The 26,503-nt window shown below is 70.8% G+C and carries 22 protein-coding genes; 9 read left to right on the top strand and 13 right to left on the bottom strand.

The window, feature by feature from the left end; all coding sequences use genetic code 11:
- Positions 1-38 precede the first annotated feature (38 nt).
- From HNR30_RS22735 to HNR30_RS22720, 4 genes are all read right to left on the bottom strand, one after another.
- On the bottom strand, positions 39-3,017 hold the full coding sequence (locus tag HNR30_RS22735) for a sensor histidine kinase (RefSeq protein WP_181611951.1): 2,979 nt from the start codon (positions 3,015-3,017) through the stop codon (positions 39-41).
- Between the two features lie 233 nt (positions 3,018-3,250).
- Positions 3,251-5,476, bottom strand: coding sequence for a [protein-PII] uridylyltransferase (locus HNR30_RS22730; protein ID WP_181611950.1), 2,226 nt, complete (start codon positions 5,474-5,476; stop codon positions 3,251-3,253).
- Between the two features lie 45 nt (positions 5,477-5,521).
- Positions 5,522-5,860 carry a P-II family nitrogen regulator gene (locus HNR30_RS22725; RefSeq protein WP_181611949.1) on the bottom strand — a complete coding sequence of 113 codons (339 nt, stop codon included), beginning with the start codon at positions 5,858-5,860 and terminating at the stop codon, positions 5,522-5,524.
- Positions 5,857-7,215 (bottom strand): ammonium transporter, encoded by a 1,359-nt coding sequence (locus HNR30_RS22720; protein ID WP_181611948.1) that lies wholly within the window; start codon positions 7,213-7,215, stop codon positions 5,857-5,859. Before HNR30_RS22720 ends, HNR30_RS22725 begins: the two co-directional genes overlap by 4 nt.
- A 256-nt stretch (positions 7,216-7,471) precedes the next feature.
- On the opposite strand from HNR30_RS22720, the gene HNR30_RS22715 reads away from it, so the two are divergent.
- Together HNR30_RS22715 and HNR30_RS22710 are read left to right on the top strand one after the other, a co-directional pair.
- A complete protein-coding gene (locus HNR30_RS22715) occupies positions 7,472-8,365 on the top strand; it encodes an ABC transporter substrate-binding protein (protein WP_181611947.1) in 894 nt (297 codons plus the stop codon).
- Between the two features lie 37 nt (positions 8,366-8,402).
- On the top strand, positions 8,403-9,038 hold the full coding sequence (locus HNR30_RS22710) for a rhomboid family intramembrane serine protease (RefSeq protein ID WP_220133819.1): 636 nt from the start codon (positions 8,403-8,405) through the stop codon (positions 9,036-9,038).
- A gap of 8 nt (positions 9,039-9,046) precedes the next feature.
- Here the strand turns inward: HNR30_RS22710 and HNR30_RS22705 are convergent, their stop codons facing one another.
- Entirely contained in the window at positions 9,047-9,649 is a 603-nt protein-coding gene (locus tag HNR30_RS22705) for a CGNR zinc finger domain-containing protein (RefSeq protein WP_246378906.1), read from the bottom strand.
- A 35-nt stretch (positions 9,650-9,684) separates the two neighbouring features.
- Here HNR30_RS22705 and HNR30_RS22700 point away from each other — a divergent pair, with 35 nt between their 5' ends.
- On the top strand, positions 9,685-10,059 hold the full coding sequence (locus tag HNR30_RS22700; RefSeq protein WP_181611946.1) for a nuclear transport factor 2 family protein: 375 nt from the start codon (positions 9,685-9,687) through the stop codon (positions 10,057-10,059).
- 69 nt (positions 10,060-10,128) lie between these two features.
- Here the strand turns inward: HNR30_RS22700 and HNR30_RS22695 are convergent, their stop codons facing one another.
- The 5 genes from HNR30_RS22695 to HNR30_RS22675 form a co-directional block, all read right to left on the bottom strand.
- Positions 10,129-11,070, bottom strand: coding sequence for a sigma-70 family RNA polymerase sigma factor (locus HNR30_RS22695; RefSeq protein WP_181611945.1), 942 nt, complete (start codon positions 11,068-11,070; stop codon positions 10,129-10,131).
- A gap of 109 nt (positions 11,071-11,179) precedes the next feature.
- Positions 11,180-12,310: an imidazolonepropionase gene (hutI, locus tag HNR30_RS22690; protein ID WP_181611944.1), complete on the bottom strand. Its 1,131-nt coding sequence runs from the start codon at positions 12,308-12,310 to the stop codon at positions 11,180-11,182.
- The gene (locus tag HNR30_RS22685) at positions 12,307-13,626 is read right to left on the bottom strand and encodes a formimidoylglutamate deiminase (RefSeq protein WP_181611943.1); all 1,320 of its coding nucleotides are present in this window, start codon (positions 13,624-13,626) and stop codon (positions 12,307-12,309) included. Before HNR30_RS22685 ends, hutI begins: the two co-directional genes overlap by 4 nt.
- The gene (locus HNR30_RS22680; protein WP_181611942.1) at positions 13,623-14,810 is read right to left on the bottom strand and encodes an allantoate amidohydrolase; all 1,188 of its coding nucleotides are present in this window, start codon (positions 14,808-14,810) and stop codon (positions 13,623-13,625) included. The genes HNR30_RS22685 and HNR30_RS22680 overlap by 4 nt, the downstream gene beginning before the upstream one ends.
- A 59-nt stretch (positions 14,811-14,869) precedes the next feature.
- On the bottom strand, positions 14,870-15,550 hold the full coding sequence (locus HNR30_RS22675) for an SDR family oxidoreductase (protein ID WP_181612180.1): 681 nt from the start codon (positions 15,548-15,550) through the stop codon (positions 14,870-14,872).
- A gap of 29 nt (positions 15,551-15,579) precedes the next feature.
- On the opposite strand from HNR30_RS22675, the gene HNR30_RS22670 reads away from it, so the two are divergent.
- The 3 genes from HNR30_RS22670 to HNR30_RS22660 are packed head-to-tail and all read left to right on the top strand — an operon-like array spanning position 15,580 to position 17,830.
- Positions 15,580-16,110, top strand: a complete 531-nt coding sequence (locus HNR30_RS22670; RefSeq protein WP_181611941.1) for a PadR family transcriptional regulator — start codon at positions 15,580-15,582, stop codon at positions 16,108-16,110.
- 20 nt (positions 16,111-16,130) lie between these two features.
- Complete coding sequence (locus HNR30_RS22665) at positions 16,131-17,084, top strand: ATP-binding cassette domain-containing protein (RefSeq protein WP_220133817.1); 954 nt, start codon at positions 16,131-16,133, stop codon at positions 17,082-17,084.
- Entirely contained in the window at positions 17,081-17,830 is a 750-nt protein-coding gene (locus HNR30_RS22660) for an ABC transporter permease (protein ID WP_181611940.1), read from the top strand. The genes HNR30_RS22665 and HNR30_RS22660 overlap by 4 nt, the downstream gene beginning before the upstream one ends.
- On the opposite strand, the gene HNR30_RS22655 is transcribed toward HNR30_RS22660, so the two are convergent.
- From HNR30_RS22655 to HNR30_RS22645, 3 genes are all read right to left on the bottom strand, one after another.
- Entirely contained in the window at positions 17,810-18,667 is an 858-nt protein-coding gene (locus tag HNR30_RS22655) for a MurR/RpiR family transcriptional regulator (RefSeq protein WP_181612178.1), read from the bottom strand. The two genes, HNR30_RS22660 and HNR30_RS22655, sit on opposite strands and share 21 nt — an antisense overlap.
- 15 nt (positions 18,668-18,682) lie before the next feature.
- Positions 18,683-20,332 (bottom strand): urocanate hydratase, encoded by a 1,650-nt coding sequence (gene hutU / locus HNR30_RS22650; protein ID WP_220133816.1) that lies wholly within the window; start codon positions 20,330-20,332, stop codon positions 18,683-18,685.
- 63 nt (positions 20,333-20,395) lie between these two features.
- Positions 20,396-22,153 (bottom strand): ABC transporter ATP-binding protein, encoded by a 1,758-nt coding sequence (locus HNR30_RS22645; RefSeq protein WP_181611939.1) that lies wholly within the window; start codon positions 22,151-22,153, stop codon positions 20,396-20,398.
- A gap of 193 nt (positions 22,154-22,346) precedes the next feature.
- Here HNR30_RS22645 and HNR30_RS22640 point away from each other — a divergent pair, with 193 nt between their 5' ends.
- The 3 genes from HNR30_RS22640 to HNR30_RS22630 all read left to right on the top strand — a co-directional run bounded on the left by HNR30_RS22640 (position 22,347) and on the right by HNR30_RS22630 (position 26,493).
- Positions 22,347-23,732 carry a DUF4331 domain-containing protein gene (locus tag HNR30_RS22640; RefSeq protein WP_181611938.1) on the top strand — a complete coding sequence of 462 codons (1,386 nt, stop codon included), beginning with the start codon at positions 22,347-22,349 and terminating at the stop codon, positions 23,730-23,732.
- 83 nt (positions 23,733-23,815) lie between these two features.
- The gene (locus HNR30_RS22635; RefSeq protein ID WP_181611937.1) at positions 23,816-25,024 is read left to right on the top strand and encodes a tetratricopeptide repeat protein; all 1,209 of its coding nucleotides are present in this window, start codon (positions 23,816-23,818) and stop codon (positions 25,022-25,024) included.
- Positions 25,021-26,493, top strand: coding sequence for a nickel/cobalt transporter (locus HNR30_RS22630; protein WP_220133815.1), 1,473 nt, complete (start codon positions 25,021-25,023; stop codon positions 26,491-26,493). The genes HNR30_RS22635 and HNR30_RS22630 overlap by 4 nt, the downstream gene beginning before the upstream one ends.
- The last annotated feature ends 10 nt before the right edge of the window (positions 26,494-26,503 follow it).

Raw genomic sequence — 26,503 nt, 5'->3', positions numbered from 1 at the left:
GATCGCAAGCGTGCGCAGATTCTTAAGCTCGCTCACGCTCAGTCCTCCTGCTCGTTGAGCTCGGCGCGGCCACGCCGGACACCCTGCTGGAAGCTGGACAACCGGCTGCGGACCCGGTCCGCCGAGGGCGGCGGGGCGGGGGCCGCCGGTTGCGGCTGCGGCTGGGCCGACTGGCTGACCGTGCCCGGAACCAGGTTGGCCTTCGGGGTACGGCGGGGCAGTCCAGCCTGGGTGATGCCACCGAGGCTGGGGTCGCTGGCGGCCTGGGCCGCGCGCCAACCGGCGTCGGCCGCCGTACGCCAGGCGTCCTCGCCAGAGGGTACGGCAGGCGCGGGAGAGTCCCGCTCCTCGGGTGCAGCGGAACCGGCGGGCGGCCCGGACGCGGCGGGCGCGGCCGGGCGCTGCGTGTCGCTGGTCGCGTCGGGCCTGCGGAACCAGGCCGACTCCACCGCGGCGAAGATCGGCAGGAACTCCTCGCGCTCCGGCTCCATCGGCGAGACCTCGACCGACGGGGGCTGGTGCGGCGGCCTGCGCAGCTCTCCGGCGGAGTGCGGCGCGGGCATCGGGTTCGGGAAACCCCCGGTGGGCCGGCTGAAGGCACCCGTCTGCGGCTCGTTCTGCCCGAACGACGGGAAGGATCCGCCGCCCTGGTCGTTGGATCCGAACGACGGGTACGGGTTGTGGGACGGCTGGTCGTTGGATCCGAACGACGGGAAGGCGGAGCCGGGGCGCTGATCGCCGAATGCCGGCTGTCCCTGGGCTTCGTCACCGTGGGGGCGCGGCTCCCGCTGGGGAAGCGGATTGTCACCGCTGGGGAAGCTCGGGAAGTTCGCGTTGTCGAGGCTCGGGAAGGCGGCGTTCTCCAGGCTCGGGTAGCTGCCCGGGTTGCTCGGGAAGCTCGGATGCGAGCCAGGCGTGAAAGCGCTGGGCTGGGAGAAGGAGCCGGTCGTGTCGGCGGTGAAGGAGCCCAGGCCCTGGCGCTGCGCGGAAGCGCCGCCGGTGGTGTCCCAGCTGTCCCCGTAGGAGGGGAAGGCGCCGTTGGGCTGGGGCTGGTAGTTCTGGTTGCCGCCGAACGCGGGGCGCTGGGGCGCGGGCTGCTGGCCGCTGTCGGGGATGAGCGACTGCGGGAGCAGGATCATCGCGATCAGACCGCTGCCCTCGCCCTTGCGCAGCTGCACGCGGATGCCGTGGCGCAGGGCCAGGCGGCCGACCACGAACAGACCCATGCGCCGGGAGACCGACACGTCGACGACGGGCGGCTCGGCCAGGCGCCGGTTGGCCTCGGCGATCTCCTCGTCGGTCATCGAGATGCCGGAGTCGCTCACCGACAGCAGCGCTCCACCGCCCTCGATGACGCTGCTGGAGACGCCGACCTGGGAGTTCTTCGGCGAGAACTGCACGGCGTTCTCGACCAGCTCGGCGACGAGGTGGACGAGGTCGTTGGCGGCGCTGCCGACCACCATGGTGGCGCGGTGCACGCGGACCTGGACGCGCTCGTAGTCCTCGACCTCCGACAGGGCGGCGCGCACGACGTCGACGAGGCGGGCGGGCTGGCTGCGGCGCCGCGCGGGCTCGTGACCGGCGAGGACCAGGAGGTTCTCGGAGTTGCGGCGCATGCGGGTGGCCAGGTGGTCGAGCTTGAACAGGTCGGCCAGTCGGCCGCCGTCCTGCTCGCCCTTCTCCAGACCGTCGATCAGGGAGATCTGACGCTCCACCAGGGTCTGGGTGCGGCGGGAGAGGTTGACGAACATCGCGCTGATGTTGCCGCGCAGCTCGGCCTCCTCGGCCGCGAGCCGTACGGCCTGGCGGTGGACCTCGTCGAAGGCCTGGGCCACTTCGCCGATCTCGTCCTTGCCGTCGATCGGGATGGGCAGCACGTCGGGCGGGGTGGTCTCGCCGGAGACGCGCAGGTTGCGCACCACGTCGGGAAGCCGGATACCGGCGATCTCCAGGGCCTCGGAGCGCAGGCGGCGCAGCGGGCTGACCATGGAGCGGGCGATCGCGACGGTCAGGAGCAGGACCAGCAGCAGGAGCACGAGGATCGCGACACCGGCGAGGATCGCGTTGCGGACCTCGGCCTCGCGCAGCTCCTCGGCGCGCAGGAGGGCCTGCTCGGCGTACTTGTTCTCGACCTGGGTGCGGATCTGCTCGACGACCCACGAGTTGTCGTTGAACCAGGCGGTGATGCCCTTGGCGTCGTCGGCGATCAGGCGCTTCTGGAGCGTCACGCCCGAGGCGCCCTTGCTGCCGGCGAGCACGATGGCGCGGGCCTTGGTGAGCTCGGTCTTGTAGAACTTCTCCTGGTTCAGCGCGGAGCTGAGGTCGAGCGCCGCCTTGGAGCCGGCCTCGGAGCCGAAGGCGCTGACGGCGCTCTTCTGCCGGTCGCGCATCGCGATGAAGTCCTCGACCTGCTGGGCGGTGGTCGCACCGTCCTGGTAGGAGGCCTGCAGCAGCATGATGCGCTGCTGGGAGATGGCTTCCTTGGCGCGGGCGAGCGCGCTCAGGCCACGCAGCTGGCCGACGATCTGCGGGTCGTTGGTGGTGAGGCTGAGCTCTTCGTGCAGACGCAGCAGGTTGTCGATGACGCCGGAGTAGCGGGCGGGGTTCTTCTCCTTGCGCACGCTGGGCAGGCCGCGCAGTGAGGCGGCGGCGCTCTTGGCGCGCTCGGCGGCGCGGGTGCCGTAGGAGTCGTCGATGGTGGCCAGGTCGTCCAGGACCCGGGCGATGGCGCGGTCGGTGTCCTTGACGCGGGCTTCCGAGTGCTCGCGGAGTGACTTGTTGTTGCCGGAAATCACGTACCAGCCGACGGTGTCACGCTCCAGCCCGATGGCCTGGAGCGTCTCGCGCAGGCGTCCGGCCGTCTCGGCGGCCGTGGCCACGCGGGTGTAGCTGCCGACGCTCTCGATGGAGGTGACCACGCGCGCGCCGGCGAGGGTGACGCCGGCGATGGTGGGAACCAGGATGAGCGCCGTGAGCCGCCATCTCACGCGCCAGTTACGCAGCGCGAACTTGGGCATCGACCGCTTCTGGCGGTCGCGCCTGCCCTTGGGGGCCCCACCTTGGTCCGGCCAGGCACCCCCTGTGCCCGGGTCCGGCACGTTGTTACGCGTTGTCACCGCTGCTCGCTACCCCTCGATCATCCCGCAGTAAAACGGGTATTAAGTCGTCCACAAGGTATCCGCAGCACATGCATGACCAGGCAAAACCGACACAATTGTTACAAATGTGACCACAGACCGTGCATGTCCGGTTATCGCAGTGCGGCAAGCACCTGGTCACGGACTTCGCTGCGATGCGCGTCGTCGCTGAGGGGGCGACCGGCGCGGTCAACCACGTAGAAGACGTCTACCGCCTCCGCGCCCAGAGTCTCCACACGCGCAGCTTTCACGTCAAGCCCACATTCCCCGAAAGCCCGACCAATCCGCCACAAAAGCCCTGGTCGGTCGTGCGCTCTGACTTCGACAACTGTCGCAGTGGCAGACGCGTCGTCAACAAGCGAGACGCGCGGAGGCGCCACCGGCACGCGCGCGGGCCTGATCGACCGGGCCCTGCGGGCCAGTCGCTGCTCGATGTCGAGCCGCCCGGCCAGCACCAGGCGCAGATCGGCTTCCAGCGTCGCCGGGTCGGGCGGCGAGCCGTACTCAGGAACCACCGAGAACTCGATCACGGCGGTGTCGCCCGCGGCGGCCGACGACGCCGAGCGGATCACCAGGTGGTGCGCGGCCAGCACGCCCGCCGCACGCCAGAGCAGGCCGGGACGGTCCGGGGCGACCACGGTGACCTTGGGACCCTGCACTCGCACCGCCCCTCCCCCGTGACGGGCGAGCGCGGTCTGCTCGATCGACAGCGTGGGCGCCTTGGGCGGCGGCGACCCCGCCAGCATCGAGCGCACCCGCCGCACCAGGTCGGCGACCAGCCCGGCCTTCCAGCTGTTCCACGCCGCAGGGCCGGTCGCGTGGCCGTCCGCCACCGCCAGCGCCGACAACAACTCCAGCACCTCGCGAGAACCGACCGCCTTGGCCACCTTCTCGATCGTCATCGGATCGTCGAGGTCGCGCCGGGTCGCGGTCTCCGGCAACAGCAGATGGTGGCGTACGACCGCGGCGAGCGTGTCCACGTCGGCCGCCGGCAACCCCAGCCGGGAGCCGATGTCGCGCACGACCACCTCGCCGGTCTCCGAATGGTCGCCCGGCCAGCCCTTGCCGATGTCGTGGAGGAGCGCCGCGATCAGCAGCAGGTCGGGGCGCGACACCTCGCGCGTGTAGGCGGCGGCGTTGGCCGCGGCCTCGATCAGATGCCGGTCGACGGTGAATCGGTGGATGGGATTGCGCTGCGGCCGGTGCCGCACCCGCTCCCAGTCGGGCAGCAGCTTCACCAGCACGCCCGCCTGGTCGAGCTCCTCCCACACGGGGACCGCAGCGCGGCCCGCGCCCAGCAGCGCCACCAGCGCGTCGCGGGCCTCCGTGGGCCAGGGCACCGGCATGGGCGGCGACTGGGCGGCCAGCGTGGAGACGGTGGCGGGGGCCAGCGGCAGCCCGGCCTCGGCGGCCGCGGCCGCGGCGCGCAACACGAGCACCGGGTCCTTGCGCGGGTCGACCCCGCGGGCCAGCACGACCTCGCCGCCGTGCTCGACCACGCCGTCGGCGACCGGCCTGCGCCCGCGCGGCGTCGGGCCGGACAGCAGGCGGTCGACCGTGCGCCAGGTGCCGTCGAAAGCATGGGAGACCGTACGGCCGGCCTCGGCCAGGCGGCGCATCAGCGCGTCGGCGTCGAGCAGCCCCAGAGTGCCCGCGACGGCGTCCTGCTCCTGCAACACCAGCCGGTCGGCGCCGCGGGTGGTCACCACGTGCAGCGCGTGCCGTACATCCAGGACGAACTCGTAGGCCTCGCGGACCCGCGGGCCGGGGGCGGAGGCCACCCAGGCGGCGGCCACGGCCTGCATCGCCTGCACGTCACGCAGCCCGCCCCGGCAGTCTTTCAGATCGGGTTCGAGGAGGAAGGCCAGCTCCCCGGCGCTCTCGGCGCGTTTGTCGGCGGCCTCGCGCAGCTCGCCGAGGCGGCGGCGGGAGTCGACACGCCATTCGGCCAGCACCGCCTCGCGCACGCTCCTGGTCAGCTCGGGATCGCCCGCCACGTGCCTGGCCTGGATCAGGCCGAGAACCGCCTTCAGGTCCTGGCGGGCCACCTTGACGGCCTCGTCGACCGTGCGGACCGAGTGGTCGAGGCCGACCCCCGAATCCCAGATCGGGTACCAGATCCGGTCGGCCACCCGGCCGATGTCCTGGCTCCCGTCATGCAGCAGGACCAGGTCCAGGTCGCTGCCGGGAGCCAGCTCCGAGCGGCCCAGTGAGCCGACCGCGACAAGCGCGACCTTGCCGATCGCGCCTGCCGTACGGGCCAGATCCTTCAGCCAGCGGTCGATGTCCGCGGCCCGCTCCTTGCGGGCCGCGGCGAACGAGCGGGCTTCTCCTCGCACCGTGCTACCGACCGAGCGCTTCGTCGAGCATCGGAAGCTTCCGCACTACAGCGCCTCGGGCCCGCGCTCACCGGTGCGGACACGGATGACCGTGTCGACCGGGACGGACCAGACCTTGCCGTCGCCGATCTTGCCGGTCTGCGCCGCCTTGACGATGACGTCGATGACGTCCTCGGCGTCGTCCTCCTCGGCCAGCACCTCCAGGCGGACCTTCGGCACCAGGTCGACCTGGTACTCCGCGCCGCGGTAGACCTCGGTGTGGCCCTTCTGCCGGCCATAGCCGCTGGCCTCGCTGACCGTCATGCCCTTGACCCCGAACTGCTCCAGGGCGGCCTTCACGTCATCGAGCTTGAAGGGCTTGATGACCGCGGTGATGAGCCTCATGCGTCCACCTTCTTAACTGTGCTCACGGGACCGTTGGAGGAGATCACGCCGGAGGCGTGAACGCTGCCGAGGTCGTAGCCGGTCTCGGCGTGCGACGTGATGTCGATGCCGGCGACCTCGGCCTCCTCGCTGATGCGGAAGCCCATGGTCTTGTCAATGATCTTGCCGAGGACCCAGGAAACCACGAACGAGTAGAGACCGACCGCGACCGGGCCGAGGATCTGCAGACCCACCTGGCTCCACTGGCCGCCCTCCATCAGGACACCCTTGTTCTGGCCGGGCAGGAACGGGTAGTTGGCGACGAAGCCCAGGGAGACGGCGCCGACGACACCGCCGACCAGGTGCACGCCGACCACGTCGAGCGAGTCGTCGTAGCCGAGCTTGTTCTTCCAGCCCACCGCGTAGCAGCAGGCGGCGCCGGCCAGCAGGCCGATGACCGCGGCCGCCCACGGGTCGACGAAGCCGCAGGCGGGGGTGATGGCGACCAGACCGGCGACCGCGCCGGAGGCCACACCCAGGGTGGTCGAGTGCTTGTCGCGCAGCTTCTCCACGACGATCCAGGTGCCCGCGGCGACGGCGGTGGCGATCTGGGTGTTCATGAAGGCCAGACCGGCGGTCTGGTCGGGAGCCAGCTCGGAGCCGGCGTTGAAGCCGAACCAGCCGAACCACAGGATGCCCGTGCCGAGCAGGACCAGGGTCAGGTTGTGCGGGCGCATCGGCTCCTTGCCCCAGCCCTTGCGCTTGCCCAGCACCAGGGCGAGGGCCAGGGCCGCGGCTCCGGCGTTGATGTGGACGACCGTGCCGCCCGCGAAGTCCTCGATGCCGAGCTGGCCGAGCCAGCCGCCGCCCCAGACCCAGTGCGCGACCGGGAAGTAGACGAGGGTGACCCAGACGCCGGCGAACAGCACCCAGGCGCCGAACTTGGCGCGGTCGGCGATCGCACCGCTGATCAGCGCGACCGTGATGATCGCGAAGGTCAGCTGGAAGGCCGAGAAGACCATCAGCGGGAAGTTGTCGGCCGCCGCGGCTTCCGCGGTGATCTGCTTGGCCGCGTCCTCGACGATGAGGTTCTCGTACACGGCGTTGAACACGCCGGTCAGACCGAGGTAGTCGAGGCCGCCGACCAGCTTGTTGACGATTCCGCTGCCGTCGCCCGCGGGGTCGAAGAAGAGGGAGAAGCCGTAGATCACCCAGGCGATCGTGACCACGATGATGCTCGCGAACGACATCATCATCATGTTCAGGACGCTCTTGGCGCGGGTCATGCCCCCGTAGAAGAGTGCGAGGCCTGGAGTCATCAGCAGCACCAGGGCGGTGCAAACCAGCATCCAGGTGGTAGTGCCGCCATCGATCATCGACGCGACCCTCCTTCAGAGATTGGCTGTGGCCGGTTGTTCACGAGTCGCAGTGGACGCCTCCAGGACCTCGTTGACCGGCTGCGCACTGACGCTGAACCGAACTGTGTTCTTCCGCCGTTTCAGGGCACGACCAGGTGTGTTTCGCATTCGTGAATCTCGGAGGAAGGGTGTTTCGCGGATGTTTCGGACAGCTCACAGGGGCCTTTATGGGATACTTAGGGTCACCTAACTAACCGACAGAGGATTCACAGAAATGCGTCTGCGCCTGGCCGCTCTGGCCGTGCTCCCCGTCCTGGCCCTGTCCGCCTGCGGCTCGTCCGGCCCGGCGAGCACCGCCGACGGACCCACCGTCAAGCACGCCATGGGCCAGACCACGGTGCCCAGGACGCCCCAGCGCGTGGTCGTCCTCGACACCGACAAGCTCGACACGATGGTCTCGCTCGGGCTGAGCCCGGTCGGCGCCGCCCAGGCGGGCGAGAACCAGAAGTGGCCCGCCTACCTCGGCGCCGCGCTGAACGACACCAAGCCCGTCGGCACACTGCAGGCGCCCAGCCTGGAGGCCATCGCGGCGCTCAAGCCCGACCTCATCCTCGGCAGCAAGTTCCGCCAGGCCGCCCTCTACGACAAGCTCGCCAAGATCGCGCCCACGGTCTTCACCGAGAAGGTCGGCATCACGTGGAAGGAGAACTTCCTGCTCGACGCCGAGGCACTGGGCAAGAAGGAGCAGGCGGCCAAGCTCCTGTCCGACTACGAGGCGCGCGCCAAGACCATCAAGACCGACAAGAAGGTGAGCATCGTCCGGTTCATGCCCACCGAGATCCGCGTCTACGGTCCCGAGTCGTTCAGCGGCATCGTGCTCGGCGACGCCGCGGTGGCCAGGCCCGAGGCCCAGCTGCTCGCCGGCCAGGACGACAAGCGGTTCGGCAAGCTGTCCCCCGAGAACCTGGCGCAGGCGGACGCCGACGTGCTCTTCTACACCGCGTACGGCAAGGCCGCCCAGGACCAGCAGGCCTCGATCACGGCGGGACCGCTCTGGAGCAACCTCAAGGCGGCCAAGCACAACGTCGACGACGAGATCTGGATGACCGGAATCGGCGTCACGGCCGCGGGGAAGATCCTCGACGACTTGCAGAAGTACCTGGGCTGAGCCCTGATCGTGACTCAGGGGCCTGATACTCGACCGCGTGACAGCGGAGATCATGGTCGCGGAGGCACGAAAGGCCTTCTGGGTGATGGTCGGATTCCTGGCCTTCATCTGGGCGGTGCAGATCGTCAACTGGATGACCGGCTACACCCTGAGCGACGAGTTCGGCGTCCAGGCGTGGAACCCCGCCAGCCTGCCCGACATCGCCACGGCGCCGTTCCTGCACTGGGGCTGGGGGCACATCCACGGCAACTCGGGACCGCTGTTCATCTTCGGCTTCCTCGCCGCCTACCGGGGGGTCGGCAGGTTCCTCTGGGTGACCGGGATGATCATCCTGGTCAGCGGCCTCGGGGCGTGGTTCACCAGTGACCCGATGAGCATCGGCGCGGGCGCCAGCGGCGTGGTCTTCGGGTATTTCGGCTACATCCTGGTGCGCGGCGTCTTCGACCGGCATCTGATCGACATCGTGGTGGGCGTGGTCATGGCGCTGTGTTTCGCCTACACCTTCACCGGGCTGCTGCCGCAGGAGGGGATCGGGTGGCAGGCCCACGTGTTCGGGTTCGTGGCCGGTGTGGCGGGCGGCTGGCTGTTCCGCGACCGCCCGCGGGCGTCCGCCGCGCCGCCCGCCGACTCCCGCGCGGCGTTGCGCAAGGAGCTGGACGACCTGGGGCTCTGATCGCCGCCTCAGGCCCTGGTGCGGCGGGTTCGCATCTTGTGGCGGTTGCCGCAGCGGTCCATGGAGCACCAGCGGCGCGCCCCCGGCCGTGACGTGTCCAGAAATATCAGGACACAGCGGTCGCCGCCGCACATCCGCAACCGCTCCAGCCGATCACCGCCGAACAGTTCCACGGCATCACGCGCGACCGCCGACAGGAACTGCGTACCCGTCACCGGCGCCGCCCACGACCGCCGCAGCTCCCCGTCGATCACCGGCACCGGCGGCGGCGCGGCGGCGAACTCGTTGAGCGTCTCCAGGTCCGCCGAGCGCTCCCCCGTCCGATACGCCTCCCCCGAGAGCGGCGGCGTGATCTCCTTGTCGCCGGTCACGGCCACGGCCAGCCGCCAGATCGCCGCCCGCAGCCGCTTGGCCCCGTCGATCTCGTGCCCGCCCACCTCGACCGGTCCCTCGACGCCCAGGCGCGAGCGCGGGATCCAGTCCGCCAGGTCCGCGGCCTCGTGCAGTCGCTCCCACGGCTCCAGCACGCCCGACAGCAGGAACTCCAGGCACAACGCACCCGCGTCGAAGCGGAAGCTCTGGCCGTCGCGGCCCGTCAGCACCATCTCCATGGACACCATCCTATGACACCGGTTAAACTGGTGTCATGGACAACGAGATCATCGAACTCACCGATCGCGCATGGCAGGCCAACCGCGAGGGCGACGCGGTCTTCTACGACAAGTTCCTCACCGACGACGCGATCAGCGTCTCGCACTGGGGCGTGGTCACCGACCGCGAGGCGATCCTGCGCGGGTTCGCCGAGAACCGGAACCCGTACACGCGCACCGAGCAGTCCGACCACAAGATCGTGAAGCTGACGGACGACAGCCTCGTGCACAGCAGCACCGTCGAGATCGACGTCCTGGCCGAAGGCGCCGGTCCGATGACCATGCGGCTGTACGCCACGACCGTGCTGGTGCGCAGGGACGGGGAGTGGAGGGCCGCCTTCTTCCAGGTGAGCCCGACGCCGAGCCGATAGGCCGGAGAAACGCGGAGAGCCCCGCCCGGGATCGGGCGGGGCTCTCCGCGTATTCGAGCGTCGTGATGCTCAGGCGGCCGAGGAGGCCATCTTCCTGAGCCTGGCCAGCGCGTCGCGCTCGATGCGCCGCGCGCGGTCACGGCCGATGCCGTAACGCTCGCCGACCTCCGTCAGCGTGTGCTCGCGCCCGTCGACCAGCCCGTAACGCCAGCGCAGCATCTCGCTCGTGTCGCCCTCAAGCCCGTGCAGCCACTCGTCGAGGCGCTCGCGCTCCAGGATGTCGATCGCCTGCTGCTCCGGGTCCGCCCACGTCTCGTCGGCGATCATGTCGCCCAGCTCGGTCTCGTCCTCGTCACCCACGCCCAGCTGCAGCGACACCGGGTCGGAGGCCCAGCGGCGCAGCTCGCGCACCCGCTCGATCGGCAGCTCGAGCACCGAGGCCAGATCGTCGTCGGTCGGCTCCACGTCGAACTCGGCCAGCATGTCGCGCCGCACCCGCATCAACCGGGTCATCTGCTCGCCGGCGTGCGTGGGTAGGCGCACCGGCCGCGCCTGCTCGTGGATCGCCCGCCCCACCGACTGCCTGATCCACCACGTGGCGTAGGTCGAGAACTTGTACCCACGCCGGTAGTCGAACTTCTCCACCGCGCGCACCAGGCCCAGGTTCCCCTCCTGGACCAGGTCGATCAGCGGCATGCCACGCCCGGAGTACTTGCGCGCCACCGCCACCACCAGCCGGAGGTTGGCCTGGATGAACTCGTCCTTGGCCCGCTGCCCCGACACCGCCAGCGCGTTGAGCTCCTCGTCGAGGGCGTCCCCGATGCGCGGCTCGCTGCCCCCGCTGTCGAGTATCTGCTCGGCGAAGAGCCCTGCCTCGATGCGCTTGGCCAGGTCTACCTCCTCTTCGGCACTGAGCAACGGGACCCGCCCGATCTCGGCCAGGTAGGTCCCAAGCAGGTCGCGATCCGCGACCGCCTGCTCCTGCGTGCGATTCCCCGTAGGCCTTGCCATCCCCAGGCACCTCGTTCCCGCAGCTGCGTTCTATACCCCGGCAACGTCCGGCCCGTGGCAAAGATTCCCCCAAGAAGTACGCCGATCGGATGGTTTCCCGCCTCCTCCTTCAGGAGGAGAAAACGCGCCTAATCATCGGTACTCCGGGGCGATATGCGAGATGCACATAACTCGGCGCGTCAAGAACGACCAGGTCAGCACGGTTGCCAGCGCGGATCATGCCGATGTCGTCACGCCGTAGCGCCCTGGCTCCGCCGTACGTGGCCGCTCTGATCGCCTCCAAAGGCGTCATTCTCATTTCCCGTACGGCGAGCGCGATACAAAACGCCATCGACGACGTGAACGACGAACCGGGATTGCAGTCGGTGGCGATGGCCACGGTGGCGCCCGCGTCGATCAGCCTCCTGGCGTCGGGGTAGGGCGACCGGGTGGAGAACTCCGCGCCGGGCAGCAGCGTGGCCACCGTGTTCGACGAGGCCAGCGCCTCGACGTCGGCGTCGGACAGGTGGGTGCAGTGGTCGGCGCTGGCGGCGCCGAGTTCCACGGCGATGCGCACGCCCGGCCCCTGGGTGAGCTGGTTGGCGTGCACCCGGGGCAGCAGTCCCGCCTTCGTCCCCGCGGTGAGGATCTCCCTGGTCTGGTCGCCGTCGAAGGCGCCGCGCTCGCAGAAGACGTCGACCCACTTCGCGTACGGCGCGCAGGCCGCGAGCATGTCGCCGGTCACCAGCCGCACGTAGTCGTCGGCCTCGATCCCCTGCGGCACGACGTGCGCCCCGAGGTAGGTGGTCTCCTCGGTGACCTGCCGGGCCAGGCGCAGCGCCCTGGCCTCGTCGTCGACGGTGAGCCCGTAGCCGCTCTTGATCTCGACGGTGGTGGTGCCCTGGGCGCGCATCTCCTCGACCAGCGCCCGCATGCGCGTGCCGAGAGCCTCCTCGGAGGCGGCGCGGGTGGCCGCGACCGTGGTGCGGATGCCTCCCGCGGTGTAGCTCTGGCCGGACATGCGGGCGTTGAACTCCGCCGTGCGGTCACCGGCGAAGACCAGGTGGGCGTGGCTGTCGACGAAGCCGGGGATCACGGCCCGTCCCTCGGCGTCGTGGCGCTCGTCGGTTTCCGGGGCCTTGCCCGGCTCTCCCACCCACGCGATGCGCTCGTCCTGGATGACGACCGCCGCGCCGGTGAGCTCCTCGCGCTCGGGGTCGCCGGTGTACAGCAGGCCGATGTTGTCGATGAGCAGGCTCACCTGAGGGCTCCAATCGCTTCGGCCAGCGCCTGGCCGACGTCTCCTTGACTGTGGCGGCCGTCCTCGACGATCCGGCGGCCGCTCGACACCACGCTGTGCACGTCGGCCGCCGTCGCCGCGAAGACCACCGCCTCGGCCCCTCCCGCGCCCGCCGTACGGACCGAGTCCAGGCGCACGGACACCAGGTCCGCCCAGGCGCCCGGCACCAGCATCCCGGCGTCGGGGAAGCCGAGCGAGGCGTGACCGGCCGAGGTGGCGGCGGCCAGCAGCTCGGCGGCGGGCCAGTGGCCGCGCTTCTCCGAGGCGAGCCGCTCGTTCAGCTCGACCGCCCGCGCCTCCTCGAACAGGTCGATCACCGCGTGGCTGTCGGAGCCCAGCGTGATCGGCGAGCCGTGCTCGAACAGTGTGCGGGCGGGCCCGATGCCGTCGGCCAGGTCGCGCTCGGTCGTCGGGCACATGCACACCGCGGTGCGCGAGTGGCCGAGCAGGTGCACGTCGACCTCGGTCAGGTGGGTGGCGTGCACCGCCGTGGAGCGCGGGCCGAGCGCGCCGTGCTCGTGCAGGAGCTGTACCGGCGTGGCCGAGTACATGCGCACGCACGCGTCGTTCTCGGCGCGCTGCTCGCTGACGTGGGCGTGCAGCGGAGCGGCGTGGCGGTGGGAGAACTCGCTGACGACGTGCATCTGCTCGGGCGGCACCGCGCGGACCGAGTGGATGGCGGCGCCGATCTCGACGTCGGGCTGTCCCCGGTAGGCGGCCGCGAGCCCGTCCGCCCTGACCGCCCACCGCTCCGCCGTACCGTCGCCGAACCTGACCTGCGCACCGGACAGCGCCGTGCCGACGCCTCCGGTGAGGTAGCAGGTGTCGAGGAGCGTCATGCGCAGCCCCGCGTCGCGCGCGGCCCGCACGAGCGCGTGGCCCATCTCGTTGGGGTCGTGGTACGGCACGCCGCCGGGGCCGTGGTGCAGGTAGTGGAACTCGCCTACGCAGGTGACGCCGGCCAGCGCCATCTCGGCGTAGACGGCCCTGGCGAGGTTCAGGTACGAATCCGGGTCGAGCTTGGCCGCGATGGAGTACATCTGGTCGCGCCAGGTCCAGAAGTCGCCCTTGCCCGCCTGGGTGTGGCCGCGCAGCGCCCGGTGGAAGGCGTGGGAGTGGGCGTTGGCCAGGCCGGGGATCGTCAGGCCCGCCAGTTTCTCCGCGCCGCCCTGCGCTCCCTGGCCGATCTGGATGATTCGCGCGCCCTCGACCTCGATCAGCACGCTCTGCGACGGCCCGTCGGGCAGCCACGCGTATTCGCACCAGTACGTCGTCATCGGCACAACTCCTCGAGCACGCCCGCCAGCGCGGCGACGCCCGCCTCGCAGTCGGCCTGCTCGGCGTGTTCCTCAGGAGAGTGGGAGATACCCGTCGGGTTGCGGACGAAAAGCATCGCGCTCGGCACTCCGGCCCCCGCCAGGATCCCGGCGTCGTGCCCGGCGCCGGTCGGCAGCACGGGCACCATCATGCCCGGGCCGCCCGGCGCGCCGAGCGCTCGGTGGGCGGCGACCGCCACCCGCTCCCTGAGGGCGACGTCGAAGTCGACGACGGGAGTCCACGACTCCTCGCTGACGGTGGCTCCCTCGGACAGCTCGGCGACCAGCGCGCGCACCTCGGCCTCGCCCGCGCCGCGCGAGTCGAGCCAGGCCGACACCAGTCCGGGGACGGCGTTGGCGTTGTTGGGCGAGACCCGCAGCTTGCCGAAGGTCGCCACCACGCCGTGCTTGACCGCCGCCTCCCGCGCGGCCAGCACCTTGGCCGCGTAGGCGAGCATCGGGTCGTCGCGGTCCTCCAGCCGCGTGGTCCCGGCGTGGTTGGCCTGGCCGCGGAAGTCGAAGCGCCAGCGCCCGTGCGGCCAGATCGCCGACGCGACGCCCACGGGGCAGTCGTGGTCGGCCAGTCCGCGTCCCTGCTCGACGTGGAGCTCGACGAACACCCCGATCCGCGCCAGCGTCTCGGGGTCGGCTCCCAGCTCCCCGGGGTTGCGTCCCTGTCTGGCCAGCACCTCGCCGAGCCGGTCGCCGTTGTCGTCGGCCAGGCCGCGGGCCCGCTCGGGGTCGAGCACGCCCGTCAGCAGCCGCGACCCCATACACGGCACCCCGAAACGCGCGCCCTCCTCGTCGGTGAAGCAGGCGACGCCGATCGGCTTGGAAGGGGTGAAACCCCGCTCCCTGAGCAGGTCGACCGCCTGGAAGGCGGAGACGACGCCGAGCGGCCCGTCGAACGCGCCGCCCTGCCGCACCGAGTCGAGATGGCTGCCGGTGACCACGCCGGGCTCGCCCGAGGAGTCGCCCCACCAGGCCCACAGGTTGCCGTTGCGGTCTTCGTGCAGGTCCAGGCCGCGCTGGGCGGCCTGGTCGCGGAACCACTCGCGCAGGGTCAGGTCGGCGGCCGACCAGGCGTCACGCAGGTAGCCACCGGTCGAGGGGTCGAGCCCGATGCGGGCCAGGTCTTCGAGCATGGATCCCACTGTAGTGAATGACTTCATTCACCGGGAAGTTCACACGCCCGCCACGGAGGTCAGGACCGCGGGCGCGGGCGCAGCGTCAGGTCCGTGAGGTGCGCGTCGGGCCCCGCCTCCAGCGCGGCCACGATCGCCCTGGCCACCGATTCCACCTCCAGGTAGTTGGACGGCTCGAACGCCTCGCCCTCCTGCTCGCGCACCGAGCGCTGCATGTCGGTGGCGATGCGGCCGGGGTAGACCGTCGTCACCCGCAGCCCCGGCTCCTCGTGCCGCAGCACGTCGGCGAAGGCGCGCAGGGCGAACTTCGAGGCGGCGTAGGAGCCCCACCCGGGGTTGGCGTTGAGCCCGGCACCCGAGTTGACGCAGACCACGTGGCCGGAGGCGGCGCGCAGGGCCGGCAGCAGCAGCCGGGTCAGCTCGGCGACGGCGACCACGTTGACCTCGTAGGTGTCGCGCCAGACCTGCGCGGGGGTGTCGGCGACGGAGCCCAGGCGCACCACGCCCGCGCTGTGCACCAGCACGTCGAGCCGGTCGAGCTCGGGCAGGTCGGCCTCGGTGACCGAGGTGAGCTCCACGGGCCAGGCGACGGCGGCGGGCAGCTGCCCGGCGAGGGCGTCGAGCGCGGCGCGGTCACGGCCGCCGAGGACGAGCCGGTGGGTGGGCGCCAGGGCGCGGGCCAGGGCGGCGCCCACGCCGCGGGAGGCTCCGGTGATCAGTGCGGTCTTCACGGTTGACATCATACTCAAGTTTGTATTCAAATTTGAGTATGTCCTCGACGCGCCTGCTGATCCTCGGCACCCTGCTCGACGAGCCGCTCACCGGCTACCGGGTGCGCCAGACGCTGGAGTTGTGGGGCGCCGACAGCTGGGCCAACGTGGCCTTCGGCTCGATCTACCACGGCCTCGGCAGGATGGCGGAGGAGGGCCTGCTGGAGATCGTCGAGCGCGGCAAGGCGGGCAAGACCGTCTACGGCATCACCCAGCTGGGCCGCCTTGAGTTCCACCGCATGCTGCTGACGAGCTGGTACGAGATCCAGCCGATCGTCGACCCGTTCCAGGTGTCGCTGACCTTCATGGACCGGCTCGATCGCCCGGAGCTGCTGGGAGCGCTGCGGGCGCGCATCAAACAACTGGAGTTGTCCGTCGAGATGTGCAAGCGTGCCTTCGGCGGCAAACAGGCGTACGGCGCCCCGCGGCACATCGACGAGAACCTGCGGCTGACCGTCGGCATGCTCGAGAACCAGCTGGCCTGGTGCCTGCAGGCGGTCAAACGAGTCGAGGACGAAGAACTCCCCTAACCAAGAGGAGAATCCCCCCGATGATCATCGACGCGCGAGAGCTGCGCAAGACATTCACCACTAAATCCAGAAAAGGCACCCAGACCGTCGAGGCGGTCAAAGAGGTCAGCCTGCAGGTCGACAAGGGCCAGATCTACGGCGTCCTCGGACCCAACGGCGCCGGCAAGACGACCACCATCCGCATGCTGGCCACCCTCATCACCCCCGACTCGGGCACCGCCACGGTGGCCGGGCACAACCTGCTCAAGGAGCCGGGCCTGGTACGGCGCAGCCTGGGCTACGTCAGCCAGGCCGGCGGGGTGGACGAGAACGTCAGCCCCCGCGCCCAGATCACCTTCGGCGCCAGGATCTACGGCGTCGCCGACGTCGAGAACGCCGTCGAGAGCGTCCTCAAGCGCCTCGACCTGGTCGAGTTCGCCGACCGGCCCGCCCGTACCCTCTCGGGAGGCCAGAAGCGCCGCGTGGCCATCGGCCTGGGCCTGGTGCACAGCCCGCCGCTGCTCTTCCTCGACGAGCCCACCACCGGCCTGGACCCGCAGAACCGCGCCAACCTCTGGGACCGCATCGCCGAACTTCGCGAGCAGGGCACCAGCGTGCTGCTGTCGACGCACTACCTGGAGGAGGCCGACGCCCTGTGCGACCGGCTGGCGATCGTCGACCACGGCGTGATCGTGGCCGAGGGCACCGCCTCCGAGCTCAAGCGGCAGATCCAGGGCGATGTGATCTCGCTGCGCCTGGACGACCTCGGGCGCGGAGCCGAGGTGCTCGCGCCGTACGCCAAGGAGACCCGCGTCGACGACGACCTGCTGCGCGTCTACGTCGACGACGGCGAGCACACCCTGCCCTCGCTGCTGCGCACGCTGGAGGAGCGGCAGCTCCAGATCAAGTCCATCGCCATGACCAGCGCGACCCTGGACGACGTCTTCCTGGCCAAGACCGGCCGTTCGCTGCGTGACACCGGAGCAGAATCATGATCCGCGACACCTGGTTGTTCTTCGGCTACGAGATGCGCGCGCTCATGCGCAACCCGGTCTGGCCGCTCCTGGGGCTGATGCAGCCGGTGCTCTACCTGCTGCTGTTCGCCCCGCTCTTCGCCGGGCAGGCCTTCAACGGCGACATGGGCAAGGCACTCGACGTCTTCGCGCCCGGCATGCTCGTCATGACGGCGCTCTTCAGCTCCTTCACCGCGGGCTACGGCACCATCATGGAGCTGAAGTCCGGGGTGCTGGAGCGTCTGGCGGTCAGCCCCGCCTCGCGTCCGTCGATCCTGCTGGGCCGCATGCTGCGCGACACCGTGATGCTGCTGGTGCAGTCGGCGGTCTTCCTGGTGCTCGGGTTCGTGCTCGGCATGCGGATCGGCGTGGTCGCGCTCCTGCTGATGCTGCTGCTGATGGTGGCGACCGGGCTGATGGCCGCCGGAGCCGCCTACGGCCTGGCGCTGGCGACCAAGGACGAGAACGCCATGGGCTCGATCATGCAGTTCGTCATGCTGCCGCTGATGTTGTTGTCCGGAGCGTTGCTGCCGATGGCCTACGGGCCCGCCTGGCTGGAGAAGGTCGCCTGGTTCACGCCCTTCTACCACCCGACCGAGGCGGGCAGGGCGCTGTTCGCCGGCGACTTCGGCGACTTCAACGTGCTGCTCGGCTTCGTCATCATGCTGGGCCTGGCCGCGCTGACGATCTCGTGGTCGGTGCGCGGGCTACGGCGGCTCGCCGGGTAGGAAGATGCCCGCCTCGTCGGAGGAACGTTCGTAGTCTTCCAGCCGGGCCTGGGTGCGCAGCGGCGCCGCGTCGGCCATGGCCTCCACCAGGGCCATGGCCACCGCCAGCGGGGCTGCGTGCGAGTCGAAGACCAGCCGGTCGCCGACCGGCGCGTCGAGCGTGATGTCGGCGGGCAGGCCCGGCCGGTCGGTGATCACCACACGCCTGAGCCCCAGCTTGTCGGCGTACTCCAGCGCCTGGATCGACTCGGCGGGATAGCGCGGCAGCACCACGGCGAGCACCCACTGCGCGCCCGCGCGCTGCACGATGCGCAGGCCGTCGAGCAGCTCGGAGCCGCCGTGGGTGAACAACCGCACGTCGGGGTGGATGAGCCTGGCGTAGTAGCCGAGCGTGGTGGCCAGCCCGGCCGAGACCCGCAGACCGAAGATCGGCAGCGGGTCCGCCGCGGCCAGCGCCTCACCGGCCTCCTTGATCCGCAGCGGCGGCGGCGGCGCCTGGCCGTGCCCGGCCTCCACGGCAGGAGCGCCGTCGAGGCGGGAGCGCAGCAGGCCGAGGTTGCGGATCTCGCCGTCGATCGCGCTCTCGATCAGCCCGGGCTCGCCCGCCGTACGGCCCAGCACCAGGGGTCTGAGCGCCTGGCGCAGCTCCGGATAGCCGGCGAAACCCAGGGCCACGGCGAACCTCGTCACCGACGGCTGGCTGACGCCGGCCCGCTCGGCCAGCTCCACGCTGGACAGGAAGATCGCCTCGTCGAGGTGTTCGGAGAGGTAGAGGGCGATCCTGCGCTGGGCGGGCGACAGCCGTACCCCGTCGAGGAGCCCGCCGAGCCCGCCCATCACCCACCCGCCTTCTCAGGACTCGCGCATCGGGATGCGCACCCCTCGATTCTCCGCCACCTCTATGGCCTCGTCGTACCCGGCATCCACATGACGCATCACGCCGGTGCCCGGGTCGTTGGTGAGCACCCGGCTGACCTTCTCGCGCGCCAGCGCCGTACCGTCGGCGACGGTGACCTGGCCGGAGTGGATCGAGCGCCCGATGCCGACCCCGCCGCCGTGGTGGATGGAGACCCACGCGGCGCCGGAGGCGGTGTTGAGCATCGCGTTCAGCAGCGGCCAGTCGGCGATGGCGTCGGAGCCGTCGGCCATGCCCTCGGTCTCGCGGTACGGCGAGGCGACGGAACCGCAGTCGAGGTGGTCGCGGCCGATCACGATCGGCGCCCGCAGCTCGCCCGAGGCCACCATGTCGTTGAAGCGCTCGCCCGCCAGGTGCCGCTCGCCGTACCCGAGCCAGCAGATACGCGCGGGCAGACCCTGGAAGTGCACCCGCTCGCCCGCCATGCGGATCCAGCGCGCCAGCGGCTCGTTCTCGGGGAACAGCTCCAGCATCGCCTTGTCGGTCCTGGCGATGTCGGCCGGGTCGCCCGACAGCGCCGCCCAGCGGAACGGGCCCTTGCCCTCGCAGAACAGCGGCCGGATGTAGGCGGGCACGAAGCCGGGGAAGGCGAAGGCCCGGGAGTAGCCCGCGAGCTGCGCCTCGCCGCGGATGCTGTTGCCGTAGTCGAAGACCTCCGCGCCCGCGTCGAGGAAGCCGACCATGGCCTCGACGTGGGTGGCCATCGACTCGCGCGCCTTCTGCGTGAACCCGGCGGGGTCCTTCTCGCGCTCGGCGGCCATGTCGTCGAAGGCCACCCCGACCGGCAGGTACATGAGCGGGTCGTGCGCCGAGGTCTGGTCGGTCACGATGTCGATCTCGGCGCCCTTGGCCAGCAGCTCGGGCAGCGCCTGCGCCGCGTTGGCCACCACGCCGATCGACAGCGGCCGGCGCTGGTCGCGGGCCTCGTAGGCCAGGCGCAGCGCCTCGTCGAGGCTGGCGGCCTCGACGTCGAGGTAGCGGTGCTCGATGCGGCGCCTGACGCTGCGCGGGTCGCAGTCGATGCAGATCGCGACGCCGCCGTTCATGGTGACGGCCAGCGGCTGGGCGCCGCCCATGCCGCCGAGGCCCGCGGTCAGCGTGATCGTGCCGGCCAGGGTGCCGTTGAACCGTTTGTCGGCGACGGCGGCGAAGGTCTCGTAGGTGCCCTGCAGGATGCCCTGGGTGCCGATGTAGATCCACGAACCGGCGGTCATCTGCCCGTACATGGTCAGCCCGGCCGCCTCCAGCCGGCGGAACTCCTCCCAGTTGGCCCAGTCGGGCACCAGGTTGGAGTTGGCGATGAGCACGCGCGGCGCCCACTCGTGGGTGCGGAACACGCCGACCGGGCGGCCCGACTGCACCAGCAGGGTCTCGTCGCCCTCCAGCGTGGTCAGGGTGCGCACCAGCGCGTCGAACGACGGCCAGTCGCGTGCCGCCTTGCCCGAGCCGCCGTAGACGACCAGCTGCTCGGGGTGCTCGGCGACCTCGGGGTCGAGGTTGTTCTGGAGCATGCGCAGGGCGGCCTCCTGAGGCCAGCCCTTCGCGGTCAGCGTGGTGCCGCGTGGTGCTCTGACGGTCCGGCTCATGGCCACCCCTTCGTGAATGAACCTATTCAAAGGCAGATTACACGCAGAGGCGGCCCTGGGTCGTCAGGCGGTCAGGAACTGGGTCGCGGCCAGCTCGCGGTAGAGGTCGTCCTCCCCCACCAGCTCGTCGTGGGTGCCGACGGCCCGCACGGTGCCGCCCTCCATCACCACGATGCGGTCGGCATTGGTCACGGTCGACAGCCGGTGCGCGATCACCAGCACCGTGGTCTCCGCCGCCACCTCGGCGATCACCTCGCGCAGGCGCAGCTCGTTGACCGCGTCGAGCTGCGAGGTCGCCTCGTCGAGCAGCAGCAGGCGCGGCTTGCGCAGCAGCGCCCTGGCGATGGCCACCCGCTGCCGCTCGCCGCCCGACAGCAGCACGCCCCGGTGGCCGACCGCGGTCTCCAGTCCGTCGGGCAGGCGCGAGACCAGGTCGTCGAGCCTGGTGCGCCTGATGGCCCGGGTCAGCTCCTCCTCCGAGGCGCCGTTCGCGGCGAAGAGCAGGTTCTCCCTGAGCGTGCCCGCCAGCACCGGCGCGTCCTGCTCGACGTAGCCGAACGAGGCGCGCAGGTCGTTCAGCGGCCAGTCGCGGATGTCGCGCCCGCCGACCGTGATCGTGCCCTCCTGGTGCTCGTAGAAGCGCTCCAGCAGGGCGAAGACCGTGGACTTGCCCGCGCCGGAGGGCCCGACGAGGGCGGTCAGGCCGCCGGGCGGCACCTCGAAGCTGACGCCGTTGTGCACGGTCGGCCTGTCGTCGCCGTAGCGGAAGTGCACGTCGCGGAAGGTCAACCCGACGGGCTCGTGCGAAGCCGTACCGACGGCGACGCCGGTCTCCTCGGCGGGAAGGTCCTCGACCTCCTTCATGCGCTGCAGCGCGGCCAGGCCGTTCTGGACCAGGATGGCGCCCTGCACGAGCTGGCCGATGGGCATGACCAGGAAGAACAGGTAGAGGAAGAAGGCGATCAGCTCTGCCACCTCCAGCGCCCCAGACGCCACCCGCGCGCCGCCGATGGCGAAGACCGCCACGAAGGCGATCTGGAAGGCCACCCAGGTGGAGACGCCCGCCAGGGAGCCCCAGACGGCGACCTGCACGCCGCGCTTGCGTGCCCGTTCCGCGGCGTCGCCGACGATGGCGATCTCGCGCTCCTCCACGCCGCTGGCCTTGACCGTGCGGTAGGCCTGCAGCGCCCGGTCCAGGACCGCGCCCATGTCGCCGACCGCCTCCTGCGCCTTGAACTGGGCCTTCTGGATGCGCGGCATCAGCGTGGCGACCATGCCGCCGACCACGACCAGCACCAGCAGGGTGACCAGGAAGAGCACGCCGTCCTTCAGCGCCATCAGCACGATCGCGCCGATGAGCATGAAGAAGGCGCCGATCGACTCGATGAGGCCGTTGGTCAGCACCGTGCGCAGCAGGGTGGTGTCACCCGTCACCCGCGACAGCAGGTCGCCGGGCTTGAGCCGGTCGACGTCGGCGACCTTCAGGCGGAACATGCGGTCGACCAGCTTGCGGCGGGCGTCGTAGACGATGCCCTCACCGGTGCGTTCCATGATGTAGCCGCCGAAGGCCATGATCGCCGCACCCACGATCACGGCGACCGTCAACCCGATCAGCAACCCGCCGACGGGTTCGCCGGAGCCGAAGGCGTTGACGATGTACTCGGCCACCTGGGGGATGGCCAGCGCCGCCCCCGAGCCGAGCACGGACAGCAGGCCGCCCACCACGAGGATCGTGCGATGGGGGCGCAGATAGGCGAACAAGTCACGCAGGGGGGCTTTGGGCCCGGGGTCGACGGTGCCCTCGGGGCGTTCCTGACTCATGCCTGCTCCAACGTTTCAGGGATCGGGTTCTACACCGGTCAACCTAAATTGACGACCTAAGTATGTCAACCAAAGTTGACTTCTACTCCCTGGGAAGGAGACGCAATCCGCTCGCCGACTCGCGACGAATAGAGCGTCGAGGAACCCGGCCGGAACCTCTTCTCTCCGACAGTCACGAGACAAGGACCCAACCATGGAGCTCCGGATCAACCGGCGCACAGTAGTCGGGCTAGGCGTCGCGGTGGCGTTGACCGCCTCCTCGCTCGCCTTCCTCCGGCCCGACACCGGCACGGCTTCCTCACACCGCGAAGCCCCGATGATCGCGGGCGACCCGCGCAACGACGACACCGACGTCTACGCGTTCGTCAGCCCCGACAAGCCCGACACCGTCACCCTGCTCGGCAACTGGCTCCCCTTCCAGGAGCCCAACGGCGGCCCCAACTTCTACACCTGGGACACCCGCTCGCGGTACTACATCAGGATCGACAACGACGGTGACGCCAAGCCCGACATCAGCTACCAGTGGACCTTCCGCGACGACGACAAGCGCGGCAACACCACGTTCCTGTACAACAACGGCCCCGTGACCTCGCTCGACGACGAGAACCTGCTCTACAAGCAGCGCTACACGCTCAAGCGCATCACCGAGTCGGGCACCCAGACGCTCATCAACAACGCGATCGCCGCCCCCAGCAACGTGGGACCCGCCTCCATCCCCGACTACGGCACCCTGAGGAACCAGGCCATCCGCAACCTGCCGGGCGGCGGCAAGACCTACGCCGGGCAGTCCGACGACGCCTTCTTCCTCGACCTGCGCGTCTTCGACCTGCTCTACGGCGGCAACCTGTCCGAGGTCGGCCAGGACAGCGTCCGCGGCTACAACATCAGCACGCTGGGCGTGCAGGTGCCCGCCAAGGACCTGGCCCTCAAGGGCGACGTCAAGCGCAACCCGGTCATCGGCGTGTGGACCACCGTCGACAAGTGGACGCCGAACGGCTACGTCCAGGTCTCCCGCCTGGGCAACCCGCTGGTCAACGAGGTCGTCGTGCCCGCAGGGCTGAAGGACGCCTTCAACGCGCTGCCCCCGCACAAGGACGCCGACGTCCCCGCCGTCGTCAAGCGCGTCACCGAGCCCGAGGTGCCCAAGCTCCTGGAGGCCATCTACGGCATCAAGGCGCCCGCCACCCCGCGCAACGACCTGGTCGAGATCTTCCTGACCGGCATCGCCAAGGGCAACGGCCCGATCATGGCCGACCTGAACTCGCAGACGCTCAACAAGGACGCGGGCAAGCTGCGTCCCGCCGAGATGCTGCGACTCAACATGTCGATCCCGCCCTCGAAGGACCCCAACCGGCTCGGCGTCCTCGCCGGTGACCTGCAGGGCTTCCCGAACGGCCGCCGCCTGGCCGACGACGTGCTCGACATCGAGCTCCAGGCGCTCGCCGGCGCCGCGACCTCCGGCAAGCTCGTGCCCGCGCTGACCGACAAGGTCGACGCCAACGACAAGCCGTTCGGCTCGACGTTCCCGTACATGGCCCTGCCCTCGAACTCCGGCGTGAACACCGCCGGAGCCAAGTAAGGCCGCAGCAGAACTCGGCGGGCTCCTTCCCTCGTCTCCCTGGAGCCCGCCGTCCCCCCGTTCCGTCCGAAGGAGTTCAGCTCATGCGTGTCCTCATCGCGGCAGGCGGCGTCGTGCTGGCCGGGGCGCTGATCTTCACCGTCGCCACCGTGGCCGCGCCGCCCCAGCAGAGCGCGGCCACCCGCACCACGGAAACCCTCCAGTCCCGCCTCCAGCGCCTGCCCGGCGACTACCGAGGCTGGGCCCGGCTCGCCACCGAACACCTCGAACAGGCCCGCATCACCGGCAACCCCGCCTTCTACCCCAAGGCCGAACAAGCCCTGATCAAGGCCAACGGGCTGGCACCCCAGGACGACGCGGTGCTCACCGCCGGCGCCGCCCTCGCCGCCGCCCGCCACGACTTCTCCCAGGCCGTACGGCTCGCCGAACGGGCCGTCGCCGCCAACCCCTACAGCACCACCGCCCTCGGCGTCCTGGCCGACGCCCGCACCCAGCTCGGCGACCACGACCGGGCCGGCCAGGCCATCGAGCGCATGATCGCCCTGCGCCCCGGCGTGGCCTCCTTCAGCCGCGCCTCCTACGCCGCCGAACTCCGCGGCGACCTCGCCGGCGCGCGGCGCCACCTCGAATACGCCCTCGCCGACGCCTACCAGCCGGCCGACGTCGCCTACTGCCGCTTCTACCTGGGCGAGCTGGCACTGCGATCGGGCGAGCTCGCCCAGGCGCAGCAGTGGTACGGCCAGGCGCTGCAGGCGATGCCCTCCTTCACCCCGGCCATCGCCGGCCAGGCCCGCGCCCACGCCCTGTCCGGCGACCTGAAGGCGGCGCTGCCCCTCTACGAGTCCGTCGTCGGGCGCCTGCCCCTGCCGCAGTACCTCGTGGAGTACGGCGAGGTGCGCATCAAGGCCGGGCTCGCCCCCGACTGGACCCTCCTGCGCGCCCAGCAGCGTCTGGCCACCGAATCCGGAGTGCTCGACGACCTGACCCTGGCCGAGTTCGAGGCCGACCACGGCGACCCGGCGCTGGCCGTACGGCACGCGCGCGCCGAGTTCGGGCGCAACCCCAATCCCGTCGCCGCCGACGCGCTCGCCTGGGCGCTTCACCGGGCGGGCCGCTCGCGCGAGGCTCTGCCGTACGCGAAACAGGCCACCGCGACCGGCTGGCGCAACGCCCTCCTGCACCACCACCGGGCCGAGATCGAACAGGCCCTCGGCCTGCGCGGCACATCGCTCGCCCGCACCTACAACCCGACCTTCGACCCCGCCCTGCCCGCGCTCGCGAGGTTCTCATGAGAATGCTGCTCGTCGCCCTCGTGCTGGCGCACCCGCTGGGCAACTTCACCGTCAACCACTACAACGGCCTGCGGGTCTTCGCCGACCGCGTCGAGAACACCGCCGTGGTCGACGCCGCCGAACTGCCGACCCTCCAGGGCAGGCCCACCGCGCGCCCCGCCGCCGAGCAGTGCGCCACGCTCGCCTCCGCACAGCGCCTCGTCATCGACGGCACCCCGGTGCCGTGGCGGGTGGCCGACGCGTCGTTCTCCTACCAGCCCGGCCAGGGCGGCCTGGAGACCTCCCGGCTCACCTGCTCCCTCGTCGCCTCCGTACGGCCCGCGTCCACGATCGAGTTCACCGACGCCTTCGAGCAGGAGCGCATCGGCTGGCGCGAGATCGTGGTCGGCGGCCCCCTCGTACGGCAGGCGACCTCGAACGGCGCCCCGCTGCCCTCGGCGAGCATCAGCGACGAGCTGCGCTCCTACCCGGCCGACCTGCTCTCCTCCCCCCTGGACCAGCGCTCGGCCACCATCAGCGTGACCGGCGCCCCCTCGTCGGCCGCCGCCGCTCCCTCGCTGCCCTCCGGCTGGTTCCTCGGCGACCTGTTCACCTACATCGACAGCGTCTTCACCGGCCTCATCGGCGCCGACACGCTCACCGTGCCCCTCGGCCTGCTCGCCATCGCCCTCGCCGCCGTGCTGGGGGCTGGGCACGCGCTCATCCCGGGGCACGGCAAGACGGTCATGGCCGCCTACCTCGCCGGCCGCCGCGGCCGCCCCCGCGACGCCCTCGTCGTCGGCGCCACCGTGACGGTCACGCACACGGCCGGGGTGCTGGCGGTGGGCGTGCTCCTCACGGTGGCCAGCTCGCTGGCCGGGGAGTCGGTGCTGGGGTGGCTGGGGGTGGCCAGCGGGGCGCTCATCGTCGTCATCGGCGCCCGCCTCCTCTGGTCCGCCCTCCGCGGCCACGGCCTCGACGGGCATGGGCATGGGCATGGGCACGGTCATGGGCACGGACATGGGCACGGGCACGGTCATGGGCACGGTCATGGGCACGGCCACGGACATGGGCACGGGCACGGGCATGAGCACGGGCATGAGCACGACGCTGACCACGACGCCGGTCACGATGGCGACCCCCAGGGGAGCCGCCCCCACCGCAGCCGTCGCGCCGGGTTGATCGGCCTGGGCGTCGCGGGCGGCCTCGTGCCCAGCCCGTCAGCCCTCATCGTCCTGCTCGGCGCCATCGCCCTGGGCCGCACCTGGTTCGGCATCGCCCTCGTCACCGCCTACGGCCTCGGCATGGCCGCCACCCTCACCGCCACCGGCCTGCTGCTCGTCAAACTCGCCGACCGCCTGGAGCGCCGCGCCGCCTCCGGCATGAAACTCGCCGCCCGCCTCTCGGGCCTGGCCCCCACCGGCACCGCCGCCATGGTGGTCCTCCTCGGCACCGGCCTGGTGATCCGCTCAGCCGCCGGGGTGCTGTGACTCCTGCCCA

Source organism: Nonomuraea soli, from assembly GCF_013761175.1.
Classification (GTDB): domain Bacteria; phylum Actinomycetota; class Actinomycetes; order Streptosporangiales; family Streptosporangiaceae; genus Nonomuraea; species Nonomuraea soli.
This window is presented reverse-complemented; position numbering and strand designations above follow the sequence as displayed.

Coding starts and splice junctions, on each gene's coding strand:
- HNR30_RS22630 (WP_220133815.1), top strand. CDS start 25,021: ATGAGAATGCTGCTCGTCGCCCTCGTGCTGGCGCACCCGCTGGGCAAC.
- HNR30_RS22665 (WP_220133817.1), top strand. CDS start 16,131: ATGATCATCGACGCGCGAGAGCTGCGCAAGACATTCACCACTAAATCC.
- hutU (WP_220133816.1), bottom strand. CDS start 20,332: ATGAGCCGGACCGTCAGAGCACCACGCGGCACCACGCTGACCGCGAAG.
- HNR30_RS22700 (WP_181611946.1), top strand. CDS start 9,685: ATGGACAACGAGATCATCGAACTCACCGATCGCGCATGGCAGGCCAAC.
- HNR30_RS22705 (WP_246378906.1), bottom strand. CDS start 9,649: ATGGAGATGGTGCTGACGGGCCGCGACGGCCAGAGCTTCCGCTTCGAC.
- HNR30_RS22685 (WP_181611943.1), bottom strand. CDS start 13,626: ATGACGACGTACTGGTGCGAATACGCGTGGCTGCCCGACGGGCCGTCG.
- HNR30_RS22645 (WP_181611939.1), bottom strand. CDS start 22,153: ATGAGTCAGGAACGCCCCGAGGGCACCGTCGACCCCGGGCCCAAAGCC.
- HNR30_RS22725 (WP_181611949.1), bottom strand. CDS start 5,860: ATGAGGCTCATCACCGCGGTCATCAAGCCCTTCAAGCTCGATGACGTG.
- HNR30_RS22655 (WP_181612178.1), bottom strand. CDS start 18,667: ATGGGCGGGCTCGGCGGGCTCCTCGACGGGGTACGGCTGTCGCCCGCC.
- HNR30_RS22660 (WP_181611940.1), top strand. CDS start 17,081: ATGATCCGCGACACCTGGTTGTTCTTCGGCTACGAGATGCGCGCGCTC.
- HNR30_RS22715 (WP_181611947.1), top strand. CDS start 7,472: ATGCGTCTGCGCCTGGCCGCTCTGGCCGTGCTCCCCGTCCTGGCCCTG.
- HNR30_RS22735 (WP_181611951.1), bottom strand. CDS start 3,017: ATGCCCAAGTTCGCGCTGCGTAACTGGCGCGTGAGATGGCGGCTCACG.
- HNR30_RS22670 (WP_181611941.1), top strand. CDS start 15,580: ATGTCCTCGACGCGCCTGCTGATCCTCGGCACCCTGCTCGACGAGCCG.
- HNR30_RS22675 (WP_181612180.1), bottom strand. CDS start 15,550: ATGTCAACCGTGAAGACCGCACTGATCACCGGAGCCTCCCGCGGCGTG.
- HNR30_RS22695 (WP_181611945.1), bottom strand. CDS start 11,070: ATGGCAAGGCCTACGGGGAATCGCACGCAGGAGCAGGCGGTCGCGGAT.
- HNR30_RS22635 (WP_181611937.1), top strand. CDS start 23,816: ATGCGTGTCCTCATCGCGGCAGGCGGCGTCGTGCTGGCCGGGGCGCTG.
- HNR30_RS22680 (WP_181611942.1), bottom strand. CDS start 14,810: ATGCTCGAAGACCTGGCCCGCATCGGGCTCGACCCCTCGACCGGTGGC.
- HNR30_RS22640 (WP_181611938.1), top strand. CDS start 22,347: ATGGAGCTCCGGATCAACCGGCGCACAGTAGTCGGGCTAGGCGTCGCG.
- HNR30_RS22720 (WP_181611948.1), bottom strand. CDS start 7,215: ATGATCGATGGCGGCACTACCACCTGGATGCTGGTTTGCACCGCCCTG.